Origin of the sequence: Micromonospora sp. DT53 (genome assembly GCF_049841535.1) — a bacterium.
Classification (GTDB): domain Bacteria; phylum Actinomycetota; class Actinomycetes; order Mycobacteriales; family Micromonosporaceae; genus Micromonospora.
The window spans coordinates 245,516-261,038 of the sequence record NZ_JBNCKM010000005.1 but is presented as its reverse complement, the minus strand read 5'-3'; the positions used below and the strand labels follow the sequence as shown (position 1 = coordinate 261,038).

Genomic DNA, 15,523 nt, shown 5'->3' with positions numbered 1-15,523 from the left:
AATGACCGCGCGACGAAAACACGGCGGGGATCCTCAGTTTGCCGCGGGCGCGTCCGATCGACATCACGAAGCCGGCGGGACAACCCCTGTCGGCGGCATCCCTCAGGGTGTGCCATCTGATGTCACGGCCTGGGAGTGATGGATGCGCGAGCGGACTTACCCGGCTCTGCGCGACGTCGGCGAAATCTTGTCAGACCTGCAGGTGCGCACGAGGTCGTGTTGGAAGACCGAGCTCTGCCTCCCGGTAACCGGCCAACGCCGCCGGCGGCTACGGCATCCCCGCCACATGCCCAGGGCATCCAACTTGCCGCTACGTTCATTCAGATCGCGGCGATCCCGCGCCCTGGGCTGTTCCGTCTAACGAGCACCGACCGTCGACCCGAGACCTCAAGACAACACGTCCACCGCCATGACAGACCACCCACCCAACGTGCCCAGGGCGTGGTGCGAGCGCTGGCAACGGGCCGGCCGTCAGCGCACGAAGCACCGTTTGGAACCGCCAACCTGCAACCACCTTGGCAGCTCGACACCAGGTCAACGCACGCATCGGCGCAGCTCAATCCAGGCAGCGTCACGGTCAAGCCGTGCAGGTTTGTCGCTAGCCCAGGGCACCAACCTGCGCCAGCATCCGTTCACTGATGGCACCGGGCAAGGTGCCCCCGTTTACCCCCCGAAAACCCTTCCCAAGTGTTGACTACCAGTGACAAGCCCCGATCAACGCTAGACGGCGTTTGCGCAGCTCAACGCAGTAACATGACTAGCGATGACAAGCTCGGCGGAGTGACGGTTGGTAACCGCGGCCGGTCGCTGTTCTGCTATCTCGACGTGTCCCTGCCCGAGACCCTGCGCCGGCACCTCACGCGCCCGCAGGCCGGTGAGTTCACCGCCGAGCACATGAGCGGCTGGTACGCCGCCCATGACGTCCTGGGCTGGCCAGGCGAACTCGTCCTACCGGAGACCACCACCCTGGTCGACGCCGTCGAGGCCGTCGCCGTTGCCGCCGGGCTATGCCAGACCGGACGCGACGACGACTTTCCTCCGAGCGTTCCGTCCCGGTAGGGCAGCCAGGCCGGCTCCCGGTGTCTCGCGGCAATCGAGGTCAGTTCCGGCGAACGAAAAGCATCGCAGTACCGGTCAGAACCCGGCGTCCGGGTCTGTTCCGAACAAGGTCAGCAGCCTCGAACAGTCGAATATGCCACCTCTGCATGATTCGGTAGCTCATTGCGTATCGATGCTCGACCACACCCACCGCAACGTGGCCCTCCCGCGGAATGGCATCCCTAGGACCTACCGCAGCGGACACCGGCCGCCGGTTGGGGTCCCCGCTCGGGTGTTGCTGTCGCTATCGTGGGCCACACTGTCGATTACGGGGGAAAAATGGGTTCAGTAGACAAGTTCGCGTGTTGCAGATGGGTTGGCGCGTTGTCCAAGACTGCCACCCTCACCGACCGCGAGATGCAGGTCTTCACGCTGTTGGCGGAGGGTGAGCAGAATCAGGTGATCGCCGATCAGTTGTTCATCACCGAGCGGACCGTTCGGGCGCATCTCGCCAAAATAATGATGAAGCTCGGCCTTGACTCACGCATGCAGGTATGTCTGGCGGCCTACGTGTTCATCCATGACAGGGCTGAATCCCAGACTGTCGGAAGTGACAATTACGAAGCCTCGGGCGCTGCGGCACGCTGATTGGAGAAGGCCGCCACCACGAGGTGGGGCCTCGTGAAGAGAAGGGACCTAAGCATGAGCGCATTCGACCTCGACGCCCAGGTCGTCCGACCCAACAGCGAAGCTCCGCATGCGCAAGCCTCGATCACGAGCATCGTGACCCGGCTCGCCTGTACTCGGACGCCGATCTGCTCAAACTTCTCCTGCCTGTGCACCCTCCTCTCCTGCACCGTGGGCTGCGCGGCGCGCGACGACTGACCTGCGACGAGGGGTGCTGCCATGAGGCTTAGACATGGCAGCACCCCCCCCGGGAGCAGGCTATCGGAGCAGTCGAGCGACGAGCGAACTGTCGGCGAGGAGGAAACCGTGGACGTGAAGATTGAGAAGCCGGTGCGGACGTGGCACGGCGCGATTCCCGCCGAATTGGCCGAGCGTGCTCGGCACCTAGCCGGCGAGGTCGCCGAGCGAATCGACGACGGTGACCGGGTGCTGGATCTGATCGTGACCTCCGCCGAGCAGGCCGAACATCCGATGGGCTGGTACTACCCGAGTTTTGGGCAGGGGCACGCTGGCCTGGCACTGCTGCCGCTGCACGCGGCCCGGCAAGCGGTCGGCGCCCGGCGGGAGGCGCTACGCCAGTCGGCGTTCGGGTTGCTGCGCGAGGCGTTCGGCGCGACGCGGGCCGAGCCGCTGGACGGCCCAGGAGTCTTCGCCGGAATGAGCGGATTGGCGCTCGTGCTGAGCGAGGCGGTCGAGGCCGAGCCTCGGTTCGGGCCGAGCCTGGTCCGCCTACACGAGCAGCTCGCCGAACGGGTCACCAGCTGGGACCTGCCGCGGGTGGAGCGCGGCGTCGCCGACCAGCACTACGACATGATCTCTGGCGCTGCGGGCGCTCTCGCGTACATCAGCGGGGTGGCGGACCCCGGCGAGCGCCTCGGCCAGGCCGCCGAGATCCTGGTCGACCACCTGATCTGGCTGGGAGGGACGCCGGACGACCCAGTGTTGCCGTGGCGCTTCCTGATTGCGCCAGAGATGTTGCCGGAGCAGGTCCGCGACCGCAGCGGTTACGAGGGCGGATACCTCAACCTCGGCATGTCACACGGTGTGCCGGGTGTGATCGCGGCGCTCGCCGGGGCGTGGCGGGCCGGCCTGCGGCGGCCCGGTCACGAGGAGGTGCTGCGCGAGATGACGCGCTGGGTCCTTGAGGTACGCAAAAACGACTCCCACGGACCACTGTGGACGGGTGATGTGCCGGTGGGTATCCCTCCGGCGCGTACCGGCGACACCGTCCTGCGCGATCAGCTCGCCTGGTGCTACGGGACCGCCGGTGTCTCGGCCGCCCTGCTCACGGTCGCGGACGCGTTGGGCGACGACGAGGTGCGCACGGTCGCTGTCGAGGGGTACGAGGCGGTACTGCAGCGCACCCGCGAGTTTCCGGTGCTCTCACCCACGCTGTGTCACGGGCTGGCTGGGCTGTTGGTGATATGTCTGGAGTTCGCCGCCACTACCAACAGTGAACTTGCGAGGGAATTCGTACCTGTCCTACTTGCCGAGGTCATGGACTACGCCGCGCCGGATCGACCACTGGTCTTCGCCGACGAGGACCGGCCGGGCAACCTGGTGGACAGCCCTTCGCTGCTCAATGGCGCACCCGGTGTGGCGCTCAGTCTGCTAGCCGCGACCGCCCAGCGTCGCCCGGCGTGGTTTCGCGCGTTCCTGGCTCGGTGAGTTCAATGACCGCCCGTTACGAGCACCTCGACTTCTTCCTGCTGCGTGCGCCGGCCCACCCGGGTGCGCTCTTCCTGAAGTTGACCGCGGACGCCGATGTCGCCCGAACCCAGGACCGGCTTCGGGAACTGGCCGCGGACCCGGCGATCCGCCGCGCACTGACCGTGGCCAGCGCCGATCTCGTGGCCGCGCTCGACCGCCTCGGTGCGGACCTCACGGGCAAACGGGCCACCCGCGTCCACTCCCGGTTATTGCGGTACCTGACCCGGATGTGCACACGGCCGACGCCGTTCGGAGCGTTCTCAGGAGTGGCGATCGGCCGATTCGGTGCCACCACGACCGCTCGGCTCGGCCCGCAAGCGCTGGGGGGCAGTCGGGTGCGCGCGGACATGAGCCTGCTGCTCGCCCTGATCAAGCAGCTCGAGGCGGACGAGGAGGTGCGCCCGCAGCTACAGGTGACCCTCAATTCGAGCGTCTTCGTCAGCGGCGGCCGAGCGGTGCTGCCGTTCGCGGACGTCTACGGCCAGAACGACGATCGCCTGATTAGTGTGCGCGCCACGGTCGCGGTCGAGGCGGCAATGCGGCTGGTGCGCACGCCGATCCCGTACGCCCAGTTGATCGCCGAGCTGGAAGCGGAGTTCCCGGAAGCCGGACCGGGCCAGGTCGCCGGCATGGTCGGGCAGCTGTGGGATCTCAACTTCCTGACCAGCGACCTGCGGCCACCGCTCACCGCAGCCCGGCCGGAGGAGCACCTGATCAAGCGCCTGCATGGTGTCGTTCCCGCCGCCGGGGTTGCGGCGACATTGGCCGAGAGCGTCGAGGTGAGCTGCCGCGCTGCCGTCGGCGGCACCGATGAGCTGGTCGAACTCGGACGACTGCACCAGAGCTTGGTGCCCGGGCTGGCGACACCCACCTTCCAGCTCGACTCGATGCTCGACCTGCACGGAGGCACCCTCACCGCCGAGGTCGGCGCGGCGGTCGCCGAGGCGATCGACTGCCTGATGCGGCTCACCGCAGCGGTGCCCGGGCACAACTACCACCTGGCCCGCTACCGGGAGGCGTTCACCGACCGGTACGGCGCCAACGCGCTCGTGCCGGTGCTCGAGGTGCTCGATCCCGACCGCGGGCTGGACGCGCCGCCGACCTACACGGCACCGCCGCGAACGTATCCACTGCCGACAATGACCCGCCCGGTGGACACCAGCGCCGCGGACCGGGTGCTCGCCGAGTTCGCCGCTGAAGCGTGGTGGAGCGGTGCGCGCGAGGTGCAGCTCACCGACGCCTGGCTGGATCGGCTGGCTCCCGGGCCGACCGACCCCAGGCTGGCGCTCTACCCCACGCTGGACGCGTACGTCCAGCTCCAGGTGCACGGCAACGTGGATGACGGCGACTGGCGGGTGGTGCTTCGGGACGAGGCCCTGGCATTCGGTGGGCGCACCTACGGCCGGTTCTTCGACTTGCTGCCCGAGCACCAGGTAGCGGAGCTGCGCGACTACGCCCGCCGAGAAGAACAGCTCAACCCAGAAGTGGCGTACGCGGAAATGGCCTACCTTCCGTCGGTGGGCCGCGCCACGAACGTGGCGCTGCGCCCGCAGATCCGCGAGTACGAGATCCCGCTGAACACCACTCCAGCGGTCAGCACCGAGAACCTCCTCACACTGGACGACATCTATCTCGGTGCGGCTGAGAACCGGCTGTACCTCTGGTCGAAGCGCCTGGGTCGGGAGGTGGCGGTGACCCAGACGCACATGCTCAGCCCACAGGTCGCCCCGAATGTGGCCCGCTTCCTGCTGGAGGTCTCCAACGACGGGTACGTAATGCCGGGCGGCTTCGGCTGGGGCCCGCTGACGTCCATGCCGTTCCTGCCTCGGATCGCCCGTGGCAGAGCTGTGCTGCGGCCGGCGCAGTGGACGGTACGGCAGTCGCAACTCGCTGCTCTCGACCCAGACGCGACCGTTGCGCTGGCCTGTTGGCGCGAACGCTGGCGGGTGCCCAGGTACGTCTATCTGACCGAGGACGACAACCGTCTCCTCATCGACCTCGACCACCGGATGGGCGCCGCCGAGCTGCTCGACGAGGTCCGCAAGGGCCCCGGCCAGGTGACCGTGCAGGAGATGCTGCCAGCCTTCGGGGAGCAGTGGTTGGCCAACACGGGTGGGGCGACGTATCTGGACGAGATCGTGGTGCCACTGATCGTGCGCCGGCCCGAGGACGTCGTCCGTACGCCGCTACCGCCGACCGTGCAGTCCACGACCGAGCTGCCGCGCCTGCACCTGCCCGGGCAGCGATGGGCGTACCTCAAGCTCTATTCGACCTATCCGCAGCACGACGCAATCATCGGTGGGCCGCTCCGCGACCTGGTCGCCGATCTGCGACACGAGGGGCTGCTGGACCGCTGGTTCTACCTGCGGTACGGCGATCCCGCGCCACATCTGCGGATCCGGCTGCGAGCGGCGAGCGATGACGCCGCGCCCGCGCTGCTCCTCCGACTCATGGCCTGGGCGCGTGGCGTGGTCGACGCCGGCAGCGGGGCCGCGTTCACCGTGGACAGCTACCGCCCGGAGATCGACAGGTACGGCGGCCCACACACGTTCGACGCGGTCGAGCGGTTTTTCTGGGCCAACAGTGACACCACCGCCGGCTTGGTCGCGCTGCTCGGCGCCGGTCATGGCCTGGACCCGGAGTTGGTCGCGGTGGCGGCGGTGGACGCCCTGTACGAGCAGTTCGGGGTCGACGTGGCCGAGCGGAGCAGGCTGATGCCGCGCGGCGACGACTCGGCCGAGGCCCGTCGCCGATACCGGGAGCACCGAGCCTACCTCTGTGAGCTGCTGATGCCCTGGGATCGGCGGCCGGACGAGCGGGGACGCGCCCACCGTGCGCTGCTTCGACCAGTCCTCGATGCACAGGCGGAGGCCGCTGCGGAGGCGGCGAGGGCAGTCGCCGAGGCGGACGCGGTCGGCCTGCTGGCCGGTGGGTACGCCACCGTACTGGGCAGCCTGGCGCACATGCAGATCAACCGGTTGATGCCGGTCGACCTAGGCCGGGAGGCGCGCTGCTACGCCATCTGGCGGCAGGTCTTGCGGTCGCTTCGGGGCCGGCCGACGGGATGAGCGAGGAGAGCGTCATCGACGACGACAAGCCCCGGATGCGGCTGAGTCATTGGGTTCGGATCGGCGGCCTGCTGTGGCGGCTCAGCCCGGGCCGGGTGAGCCTGCTCATGCTGACCACGTTCGCCATCTCGGTGGTGCCGGCCCTGCAGCTGGCGCTCACCGCCGCCGCCGTGCAGTCGGTGGCGGACGCCATCGGGGCCGGCACGCTCGCCGGCGACGCTCGCGACGTGGTGCTGATCGGCGTGCTGATCCTGATGGCCTCGGTCGCTGGACACCTGTTCGGTGTCGTCCATCAGTACCTCGACTCCGTGCTGCGACTGCAGCTCACCACAGCGATCAGTGAGCAGGTGATGCTCAAGGGCACGCGGATGGAGCTGCAGGACTACGAAAACTCGGAGTCGTACGACAAGCTGCAGCGGGCGTACCAGGAAGCCGGCGGCTCACGGGTGCATCAGCTGTTCACCGACACGCTGCAGTTCGTCCGGGAGACCATCACGATCATCTCGGTCGCCGCCGTGCTGGTGTCCTGGAATCCGTGGGTGGCCCTGTTCATCCTGCTCTCGCCGATCCCATCGGCGGCGGCACAGATGCTGTACGGCAAGAAGATGTACGAGATCGAGTACGGCCGCGCCCACGACCGCCGCAGGTTGCTGTATTTGCAGTACCTCACCACCACGGACCACACGTTCAAAGAGGTCCGCCTCTTCGGGTTGGCGCCGTACCTGATCGAGCGCTACCGCATCCTGGTTCGCGAGTTCCTGCGGATCGACCGGCAGATCACCCGCCGTCAGTCGATGGCGCTCGGTGCGCTGGGCCTGATCAGCGTCCTGGCCTCTTCCGGCGCGATCATCTATGCGATGACCAGCACCATCTCGACGGGTCAAATAGGTCAGCTGGCCGGGTACCTCCAGGCCATCGGCGTGGTGCAGGTGTCCGCACACACGATGCTGCTGGGCGTGGCGATGCTGTTCCAGAACGCCCTGTTCGTCGGCAACCTCTTTGCCCTGTTCGACATGCCGGAGAGGCACATCAAGGGCGGCGACGTGCCGTTCCCGGCGAGGCTCACCCGGGGCATCGAGTTCCGCGACGTCACCTTCACGTACCCGGGCACCACCGAACGCGTGCTCGACGGGGTCACCTTCACGCTCGATGCGGGCACCTGCACGGCCCTGGTCGGCCAGAACGGCGCTGGCAAGACCACCCTCGTCAAACTGTTGACCCGGCTCTACGAGCCGGACGGGGGGCAGATCCTGCTCGACGGTGTGCCGATCGAGAACTACGACCTGGACGACCTTCGCCGCAATATGGGCGTGATCTTCCAGGACTACATCAAGTACGAGATGACGGTCCGCAACAACATCGGTTTCGGCAACGTCGATTGGCTCGACGATGACGACCGCATTGACACTGCGGCGCGGGCCAGCGGCGCGTCACGCGTTGTCGAAGGCATGCCGGCCCGCTACGAGACCATGCTCGGCCGGCACTTCGAGAACGGTGTCCAGCTCTCCGGTGGCCAGTGGCAGAAGGTCGCGCTGGCTCGATCGTTCATGCGCTCGGCGCAGCTGATGGTGCTGGACGAGCCGACCGCCTCCATCGACGCCGAGGCCGAGGCCGAGCTGTTCCACCGGCTCCGCGAGATCGCCGGCGGGGCCACCTGCCTGCTGATCGCGCACCGCTTCTCCACGGTCCGGATCGCCGACAAGATCGTCGTGATCGAGGATGGCCGCCTGGTTGAGCAGGGCACGCACGGCGAGTTGCTCGCCGGGGGCGGGCACTACGCCTACCTCTTCAATCTGCAGGCGGCGGGATACCACCCGGAGACCGAGCAGGAGCCGGTATGACGACCTCGATTCTGATCCCGACGGCTCCCTCCGAGGCGGACGACGTGCTGCCGTTTGCCGCGCTGGTGGCCGGTACCCGCGCCGAGCGCCTCTGGCAGGGGCAGACTCTCGGGATAGAGGTACATCAGGCTTTCGCTTACGCTGCCGGCCACGGCCAGCGTGTTCCGGTCGGGACGAGCGTCACCCTGGCTGCGCTGCGCCACCCGTTCGAGGCCGCCCTGGAGGCCCGCTCGCTCGCCGCGATTACCGGCCACGGCCTGGTGTTCGGCGTTGGTCCGGGCACCGGCGAGTTCGTCGGCACACTGCGCGGCAGCGCTTACGCAAGCCCGTTGACCGCGATGCGCGAGTATCTGACCATACTGCGCGACCTGCTCGACGGTCGTGAGGTCGACCGGGCCGGCCGCTACCACGCCATGCACGGGGCGTTGGTCCCGCTGAAGCATCCCCCGGTGGCGCTCGGACTGGGCGTACTCCGCCCGGCGATGGCCCGGCTCGCCGGCGAGATCGCGGACGTCGCGATCACCTGGCTGACTCCGCCGGAGTACGTCCGCGACGTCCTCGCCCCCGCGCTCGCCGAAGGCGCCGCCGACCGGCCGCGCCCGCGCGTAGCCACTGTGGTGCACGCTGCCGTCGACCGGCCGGGCCGTGACCTCTGCCAGGTCGTGCTGAACGCGACGCGGAACCACCTCTCAGCCCCGCACTACGTCGACATGCTGCGCCGGGCCGGGCTTCGGGTGCACCACACACAACCGTCGGTCGGGGCGCGCCTCCTCGTTCGGTCCGGCACGTTCCTCCATGGCACTCCCGAGCAGATCCGCGACGGCATCCGCCGTTATCGCGACGCCGGCGTCGACGAAGTGATCATCAACACCGTCGGGGTGGGACTGACCGACGGCCTTTCAGCGGCCGCGGATGATCTCGCGGACGTTCTGGCCGATGAATGAGCCACGTTGAACGGGCTGACTCACGTCGCGGCGGGGGAGCTGGGCGTGGGTCCGCCAGTCGATCGGCCGGCCGACCGAAGCTGGCCGCGAGGTCGGCGATGCGGATGCCCTCCACCTCGATCTGCGCCGCCGACCGGCGCTGACCTGGGCGGCGTACGTCGGGTTCTGCGGCATCACCATGGCGTACGCCTGCGCGCCGAGGTTCCATGCTGGCGCACCGTAGCCAACCTCAGCCCCGAGGGGCCAGACAGCCGATGCTGCAGGAGCGCAGCTTGTCGGGGTTGAGGACGGCCCAGATGTGGTCGATCCGGCCGCCGGTGATGTCGAACGCCATCACCGACACGGTGGCGTCGTCGAGCTGAGCCACCAGACCGGGCTGACCGTTGACCGTGCATTCCAGGAGCGTTACGCCGGTGGCCGCGGACCACCGTCAGCTCAACGGCGATGGGGATTCGGCACGGTATGACGCGGTAGGCGCGTCGAGGGCCGGCGCCACCACGGCGAACGCCTGGTCCATCAGCTCGGCCAGGTGCTGCTCGTCGTCGCCCGGCTGCCACCGCTGGAGCACGGTGTCGAGGGCCAGCAGGGCCATTCCGGCGGCCATTCGCGGGTAGGGGTCGGTGTTCGGGTCGTGGCCGATGCGGTTGGCCAGCTCGGCGGCCAGCTCGGCGCGCCACTCGATCTGGCGTTCCAGCCAGCGGGCGTGCAGGGCGGGGGTGTCCAGGATGAGACGGACGACGACCCGGGCTCGCTCGGAGTGCTCCGGGTGGTCGTTGCAGGCGGCGAGCGGCACCCAGAGGGCGTGGCGCAGCGCGACCGACGGTGGCTCGGCGGGTGGCCGGGAGGTGAGTTCGGCGATGATGTCCGTGCTGGTGTCGGCCAGGAACCGAACGACCACGTCCTCTTTGGACGCGAAGTACCGGAAGAAGGTACGCCGCGACATGCCGGCCGCCGCCACGATGTCGTCGACGGTCACCAGGTCGAAGCCCTTGGTGGCGAGCAGCATCAGGGCGGCGTCGCGGAGTTCGTCGGCAACGAGCTGGCGTTTGCGTTCGGCCAGGCTGTTGTCCGCACGAGATCTCATCCGCCGATGCTACGTCATCAGGTGCTACGCCATGCCCATGTTGGCATTCCGCGCAGTGCTTGACACTCAGTGCCACCGCTAGCACAGTGGGTCGCATGACTGTCAATGGCTGGTCCACTGCCCAGATTCCCGACCTGAGCGGCCGTACCTTCGTCGTCACCGGTGCCACGGCGGGCCTCGGCCTGGTCACCACCCGGGAGCTCGCCGTCCGCGGTGCCCGCGTCGTCCTGGCCGTCCGCGACGAGGAGAGGGGCCGGCTGGTGGCGGCCGACATCGACGCCGCCCGGCCCGGCGTCGACCTGGAAGTCCGGCGGATCGACCTCGCCGACCTCGACTCGGTCCGGGCGTTCGCCGAGGGGATGCACGCCGACCACCGTCGGGTGGACGTGCTGATCAACAACGCGGGGGTGATGGCCGTGCCGCGTACCCTCAGCCCGCAGGGGCACGAGGTGCAGTTCGCCACGAACCACCTCGGGCACTTCGCTCTCACCGGGCTCCTGCTCGACCTCCTGCTGGCCGGCCGGGACCCACGGGTGGTCACTGTCACCTCGGTCAACCACCGGCAGGCGAGGGTGCGCTTCGCCGACCCGACCGGCGAGCGCGGCTACTCCCCGATGGGCTTCTACAACACGTCCAAGCTGGCCAACGCCATCTTCGGCTGCGAGCTGCACCGGCGGCTCAGCGCCGTGGCCAGCCCGCTGGGCAGCTTTCTCGCCCACCCCGGCTACACCGCGACCAACCTGCAGAGCGGCGCCACCACGCCGATCTGGAGGTTGCTGCTGGGCCGGATCGGCAACCCACTCCTGGCCCAGCCGGTCGACCGCGGCGTCTGGCCGCAGCTGTATGCCGCCACCGACCCCGGGGCGCAGCCCGGCCAACTCGTCGCCCCCGGCGGGCCGGGCGAGCTACGCGGCCACCCCGCGCCGGGGAAACTCGCCGCTGCCGCGACCGACCCGGAGCACGGCCGCCGTCTGTGGGAACTGTCCGAAAAGGCCACCGGCGTACGGTTCGCCGCGCTGCGTCCGGCGAGCTGATCGCGGAGGCGCCCGGGAGTCGTCACGTTCCACCGCGGCAGATCGTCCAGGGAGCGAGCAACCACAACGGAGGAACCATGTTCGCTGCCTATGTCACGGTCACCATTCTCGCGGCGGTCTTCACCGGCATCGCCGCCGTCACCTACCTGATCGGCCACGACTACCCGAAGGCCCAGGCCGACATGAAGCGGGTGCCACGGTCGTGGTTACCGTGGTTGGGCACAGCGCTGGCGGCAGGCTCGCTGGGGCTGCTGGCCGGCTTCGCCGTACCGCTGCTGGGCACTCTCGCCGCCGCTGGGCTGGTGCTGTACTTCATCGGCGCGCTCATCGCGCACCTGCGCGTCGGCTCCCGTCAGCTGGTGGGCCCGGCCGTATTCTTCGCCACAGTGGTGGCCGCGCTGACCCTGAGCGTGCTCTACCGCTGGTGAACCGTCAGCTATGAGTTGAGGCGCCCGTCCCGCATCTGGACGGTTCGGTCGCAGCGCGCGGCGATGGCGGTGTCGTGGGTGGCCATGATGACTGTCGTGCCCTGCTCGTCGCGCAGCCGCAGCAACAGGTCGACGATCGCGGTGCCGGTCTGACTGTCGAGGTTGCCTGTGGGTTCGTCGGCGAGCAACAGGGCAGGTCGGTTGATCAGCGCACGGGCGATGGCGACCCGTTGCTGCTGCCCGCCGGAGAGCCGCGACGGCAGGGCGGCGGCCCGGTCGGCGAGCCCCACCGTCGCCAGCAGTTCGTGTGCCCGAGCGACCTTGTCGAAATCGGTGCGGAACGGGATCAGCGGTGCCATGACGTTGTCCAGGGCGGTGAGCGTGGGCAGCAGGTGGAACCGTTGGAACACGAAGCCGACCCGTCGCCGGTAGGCCGCCAACCCCCGGCCGGACAGGCCGGTCACCTCCTGGCCGCCGACCTCGATGGTGCCACCGTCACTCCGTTCGATGGCGCCGATCAGGTGCAGGAGCGTCGACTTGCCCGAGCCGCTCGGCCCGGTCAACGCGATCGCGGTGCCGGCGCCGATCGCGAGGCTGACGTCGTTCACCGCGACCAGCGGTACGCCGTCGGGCAGCGGGAAGGACTTCCGTACCCGGGTGAGACACACCAGCGGCATGGTGACCGTGCTCGACGTCGCAGCTGACGTCCGTTCCATCGGACCTACTCCTTTGCCGCTCACCCCTCGGCGAGCAGGTGGGCGGTGGGCAGTCGGCGGAGCACGGCGATCGGCACCACCACGGACAGGGTCGAGACGGCGACGCCGAACACCAGTGCGGCCCCGGAACACCAGAGGATCGGAGCGGTGACGCCCCCGGCGAAGACCGCCGCCGCGCCCAGGCCGGCAGCGGCGCCGAGGATGCCGCCGATGGCGCCCATGCCAATGCCCTCGATGATGACCAGCCGGTTCAGCATGGCGTCGGTCCAGCCGACGGCACCGAACAGGGCGAACTCGGCCGCGCGCTCGGAGATGTTGAGATAGAGCACGTCGGCGACCGACACGATGCCCAGCACGATCGTGACCGCCACGGCGATGTGATCGACGGTGCGGGCCTGGAGGGTGATGGCATCACCGAGCAGGGTGCCGGTGATCGCCCCCCGGAACGCGAACGTGATCGCCAACAACATGGTCAGCGCGGCCACGCCGATCATCAGGCTCAGCGCGCCGAGCGCGGTCCGACCGGGTGTGCGGGCGAGGTTGGCCAGGGCGAGGGTGGCCAACCGGCGCGGCGCCTGCCGGCGGATGGCGAAACCCGAGACGGCGGGGCGGATGATCTCGCCGGGGTCCGGCCGGGCGGCCCGCCAGGCCGGCCAGCCGCCGGCGAGCAGGGCAAGGGCCACCGCAGCGGGTACGGCGAGCAGGGTATGGCTCCACGCGATGTTCAGCCCGAGACCGAACGCGATCCCGAGCGCCAGCCCGGTGCCCGCGATGCCTGCGGCGAGACCGATGCCGGCGATCTCGATGAACATCAGCTGGAGGAGGTGCCGCCGGCCCCAGCCGAGACAGGTGAGGATGCCGAACTCGGTGCGTCTGGCGCGGATGGCGGCGGTGTTGGCGTTGAGCACTGCCAGCGCGCACACCGCGAGCACCAGGACGGACAGCAGCACGCTCTTGCGGTCGGCCGCGCGGACCAGCACCGATGCGACGCCCTTCTGCACCCAGGGCTCGGCCAGGGCGAGGTCGGGCCGGCCGTAGTTGCCCGCCGGGTACTGCACGGTCATCGCGGTGGGTGACGATCCCAGTGTGATGTCGACCTGGAGGCCGGTGCGCTGCGCGATCTCCTCGGCGATCACCCGGACTCGCTCGCGGGAAACCGTGTCGATGCCGACGTCTCCGGCCAGCCGGACTCGCACCACACTGATCGGTGCGCTGGTGTTGAGCTGGTATTCCGGGTAGCTGGGCTCGGTGCTGTACGCGCCGGGGTCGAAGATGGCGGGGAGGGAGGCCATGGTGGTGAGCATCAGCGGTGGTTGGCTGAGCAGCCCTGTGACATTCGAGTTCGGAGCCAGGCGTTGGCCGCCCAGCGCCTGCCGCGACGCGTCGTCGGCGCCCTCGGCACCCGGGTTGAAGTACGTGTCCATGGGCACCGCCGACAGTGCGCTGCCGAGCGAGACCTTGCCGGGGTCGAAGGTGCCCACCGCGCCCAGCGCGGCATCGGGCATGCCCACGTCTCCTGGCTGCTCGTCGTACCCGTGGGACAGGTTCCGATGCACGGCGACGGCGCTGCGCACACTGGTGTCGGCGAACTCCATCGGCACGTGCCGGGACGACCCGCCGTCGTCGGCGCCCTGACCCCAGATCTTCAGGTCGTACGGATCCGGCAGGGCCCGCAGACCGTCCCCGGCCCGCACCCTCTTCGGCGGTCCGACGGTCCAGAACTGGTCGAGCCACCTGGTGTTCGCCGTTGCCAGGTCGTACTCGACGCCCAGGTCGTCGGGGCGGAGCATCCGGTCGAGCATGTTCTGGTACGGCTCTTCGAACGACATCGCCCGTTGGGCGACGGGCGTGCCGGGCTCGTTGACCAGAGCGGCGCGCAGCCGCTGGTCGTCGGCGGATTTCCGGACCAGTTCGGGCACATCAGCGTCCAGGCGCTGCACGCTGATGGTGAGCGTCCTGTCGACCTGGGGCCGGTCCGCGACGAGGATCGGGAGCACCGAGTAGGGGTACGGCATTCCGTCCAGTCGCCGTGACGTCGGCGCTTCCGCCGAGCTGAAGTAGCGGCCCGAGGTGACCGCCTGGTCCAGCCCCGCCAGCGCGGCCTCCGACTCCGGGTCGACAGCGGCCATCAGGAACGGCACCGTCCACGCCAACGTGACTGTCGGCCGCATCGGCTTTCCCTCACGATCCGTCGAACCTGGGCCACCGACGCAGGTCAACGACGACCGGGCTCGAAGGTCCGTCGGTGCGAGCCAGTCCTGCGTGCCGACGGCCACCGCCACTGGGCAGATCTTCACCCGCTTTCCGTCGGCGTCGACCTCTTCCGGCGGTGGCAGGCCCCCGCCGCTCGTCAGCTCACTGTTGGGCACCACCTCCAGCCGGTTACGCGTCACGTAGAGGAACGCCGGCCCGTCCGGAATCTGGCTCAGCCCCGCGTCCGTCGCCCAGGTCGGCTGGACCCGCAACACCTGACGCTCGGCGGTCGGGTCGAGGTGATCCGACAGGTCGACAGTCACCGGCACGGTGCGCATCACGTACCCGATCATCGCGACCGGCGCCGCGACCGACACGCCGCGCACCGACTGGATCTCGTGCCACTGATCGTGGGTGATGCCGCCACGCATGCCGGCCAACTGGCCCGACTGGACCAGGTTGCGCTCCTGCTCCAGTGGCAGCACCGCGTCCTGGGGGCGTACCAGCAGGTCGTAGACCGGGCGGTAGTTGGCGGTGACGGTGCCCACCGCGTCCAGCCGGGAGGTCACCGCGGCCCCGGTGAGCAGGGTGAACCCGGCGACCGCGACGGCGATCATCGAGAGCAGGGCCAGCGACCGGCGCAGCCGTACACGCCATTGCGACGCGGCTATCCCCAGCATCGACGTACCGTGCCCCGCGTCATTGGTCCTCCCGCTGGAAATCATAGGACCTTTCTCCTTCTGGCGGCGTTACCGAGGGCGGCCCAGCGGTGGCCGGTAG

Annotated in this window: 12 protein-coding genes and 1 pseudogene; 9 read left to right on the top strand and 4 right to left on the bottom strand. The window is 69.1% G+C overall.

The features are described from left to right. Window positions 1-789: 789 nt before the first annotated feature. From ACLQ3B_RS18145 to ACLQ3B_RS18115, 7 genes and pseudogenes are all read left to right on the top strand, one after another. A pseudogene (locus tag ACLQ3B_RS18145) lies at window positions 790-1,059 on the top strand (kinase); the annotation flags it as partial. Between the two features lie 363 nt (window positions 1,060-1,422). Beyond that, window positions 1,423-1,686: a LuxR C-terminal-related transcriptional regulator gene (locus ACLQ3B_RS18140; RefSeq protein WP_425781910.1), complete on the top strand. Its 264-nt coding sequence runs from the start codon at window positions 1,423-1,425 to the stop codon at window positions 1,684-1,686. 54 nt (window positions 1,687-1,740) lie between these two features. After that, window positions 1,741-1,923: a hypothetical protein gene (locus ACLQ3B_RS18135; protein WP_425781909.1), complete on the top strand. Its 183-nt coding sequence runs from the start codon at window positions 1,741-1,743 to the stop codon at window positions 1,921-1,923. A gap of 108 nt (window positions 1,924-2,031) precedes the next feature. Further along, window positions 2,032-3,393: a lanthionine synthetase C family protein gene (locus ACLQ3B_RS18130; protein ID WP_425781908.1), complete on the top strand. Its 1,362-nt coding sequence runs from the start codon at window positions 2,032-2,034 to the stop codon at window positions 3,391-3,393. A 5-nt stretch (window positions 3,394-3,398) separates the two neighbouring features. After that, window positions 3,399-6,503, top strand: a complete 3,105-nt coding sequence (locus ACLQ3B_RS18125; RefSeq protein WP_425781907.1) for a lantibiotic dehydratase — start codon at window positions 3,399-3,401, stop codon at window positions 6,501-6,503. Further along, complete coding sequence (locus ACLQ3B_RS18120) at window positions 6,500-8,344, top strand: ABC transporter ATP-binding protein (RefSeq protein ID WP_425781906.1); 1,845 nt, start codon at window positions 6,500-6,502, stop codon at window positions 8,342-8,344. The genes ACLQ3B_RS18125 and ACLQ3B_RS18120 overlap by 4 nt, the downstream gene beginning before the upstream one ends. Further along, the gene (locus tag ACLQ3B_RS18115; protein ID WP_425781905.1) at window positions 8,341-9,288 is read left to right on the top strand and encodes an LLM class flavin-dependent oxidoreductase; all 948 of its coding nucleotides are present in this window, start codon (window positions 8,341-8,343) and stop codon (window positions 9,286-9,288) included. Before ACLQ3B_RS18120 ends, ACLQ3B_RS18115 begins: the two co-directional genes overlap by 4 nt. Before the next feature lie 229 nt (window positions 9,289-9,517). Here the strand turns inward: ACLQ3B_RS18115 and ACLQ3B_RS18110 are convergent, their stop codons facing one another. Continuing rightward, on the bottom strand, window positions 9,518-9,655 hold the full coding sequence (locus ACLQ3B_RS18110) for a hypothetical protein (protein ID WP_425781904.1): 138 nt from the start codon (window positions 9,653-9,655) through the stop codon (window positions 9,518-9,520). 63 nt (window positions 9,656-9,718) lie between these two features. Then, the gene (locus tag ACLQ3B_RS18105; protein ID WP_425781903.1) at window positions 9,719-10,372 is read right to left on the bottom strand and encodes a TetR family transcriptional regulator; all 654 of its coding nucleotides are present in this window, start codon (window positions 10,370-10,372) and stop codon (window positions 9,719-9,721) included. 95 nt (window positions 10,373-10,467) lie between these two features. Between ACLQ3B_RS18105 and ACLQ3B_RS18100 the strand changes: the two genes are divergently transcribed. Beyond that, entirely contained in the window at window positions 10,468-11,406 is a 939-nt protein-coding gene (locus ACLQ3B_RS18100; RefSeq protein WP_425781902.1) for an oxidoreductase, read from the top strand. A 77-nt stretch (window positions 11,407-11,483) separates the two neighbouring features. Then, complete coding sequence (locus ACLQ3B_RS18095) at window positions 11,484-11,834, top strand: DoxX family protein (RefSeq protein WP_425781901.1); 351 nt, start codon at window positions 11,484-11,486, stop codon at window positions 11,832-11,834. 8 nt (window positions 11,835-11,842) lie between these two features. Here ACLQ3B_RS18095 and ACLQ3B_RS18090 read toward each other — a convergent pair whose 3' ends face one another. Together ACLQ3B_RS18090 and ACLQ3B_RS18085 are read right to left on the bottom strand one after the other, a co-directional pair. After that, a complete protein-coding gene (locus ACLQ3B_RS18090; RefSeq protein WP_425781900.1) occupies window positions 11,843-12,550 on the bottom strand; it encodes an ABC transporter ATP-binding protein in 708 nt (235 codons plus the stop codon). 20 nt (window positions 12,551-12,570) lie between these two features. Beyond that, window positions 12,571-15,423, bottom strand: coding sequence for an FtsX-like permease family protein (locus tag ACLQ3B_RS18085; RefSeq protein ID WP_425781899.1), 2,853 nt, complete (start codon window positions 15,421-15,423; stop codon window positions 12,571-12,573). Between the last annotated feature and the right edge of the window lie 100 nt (window positions 15,424-15,523).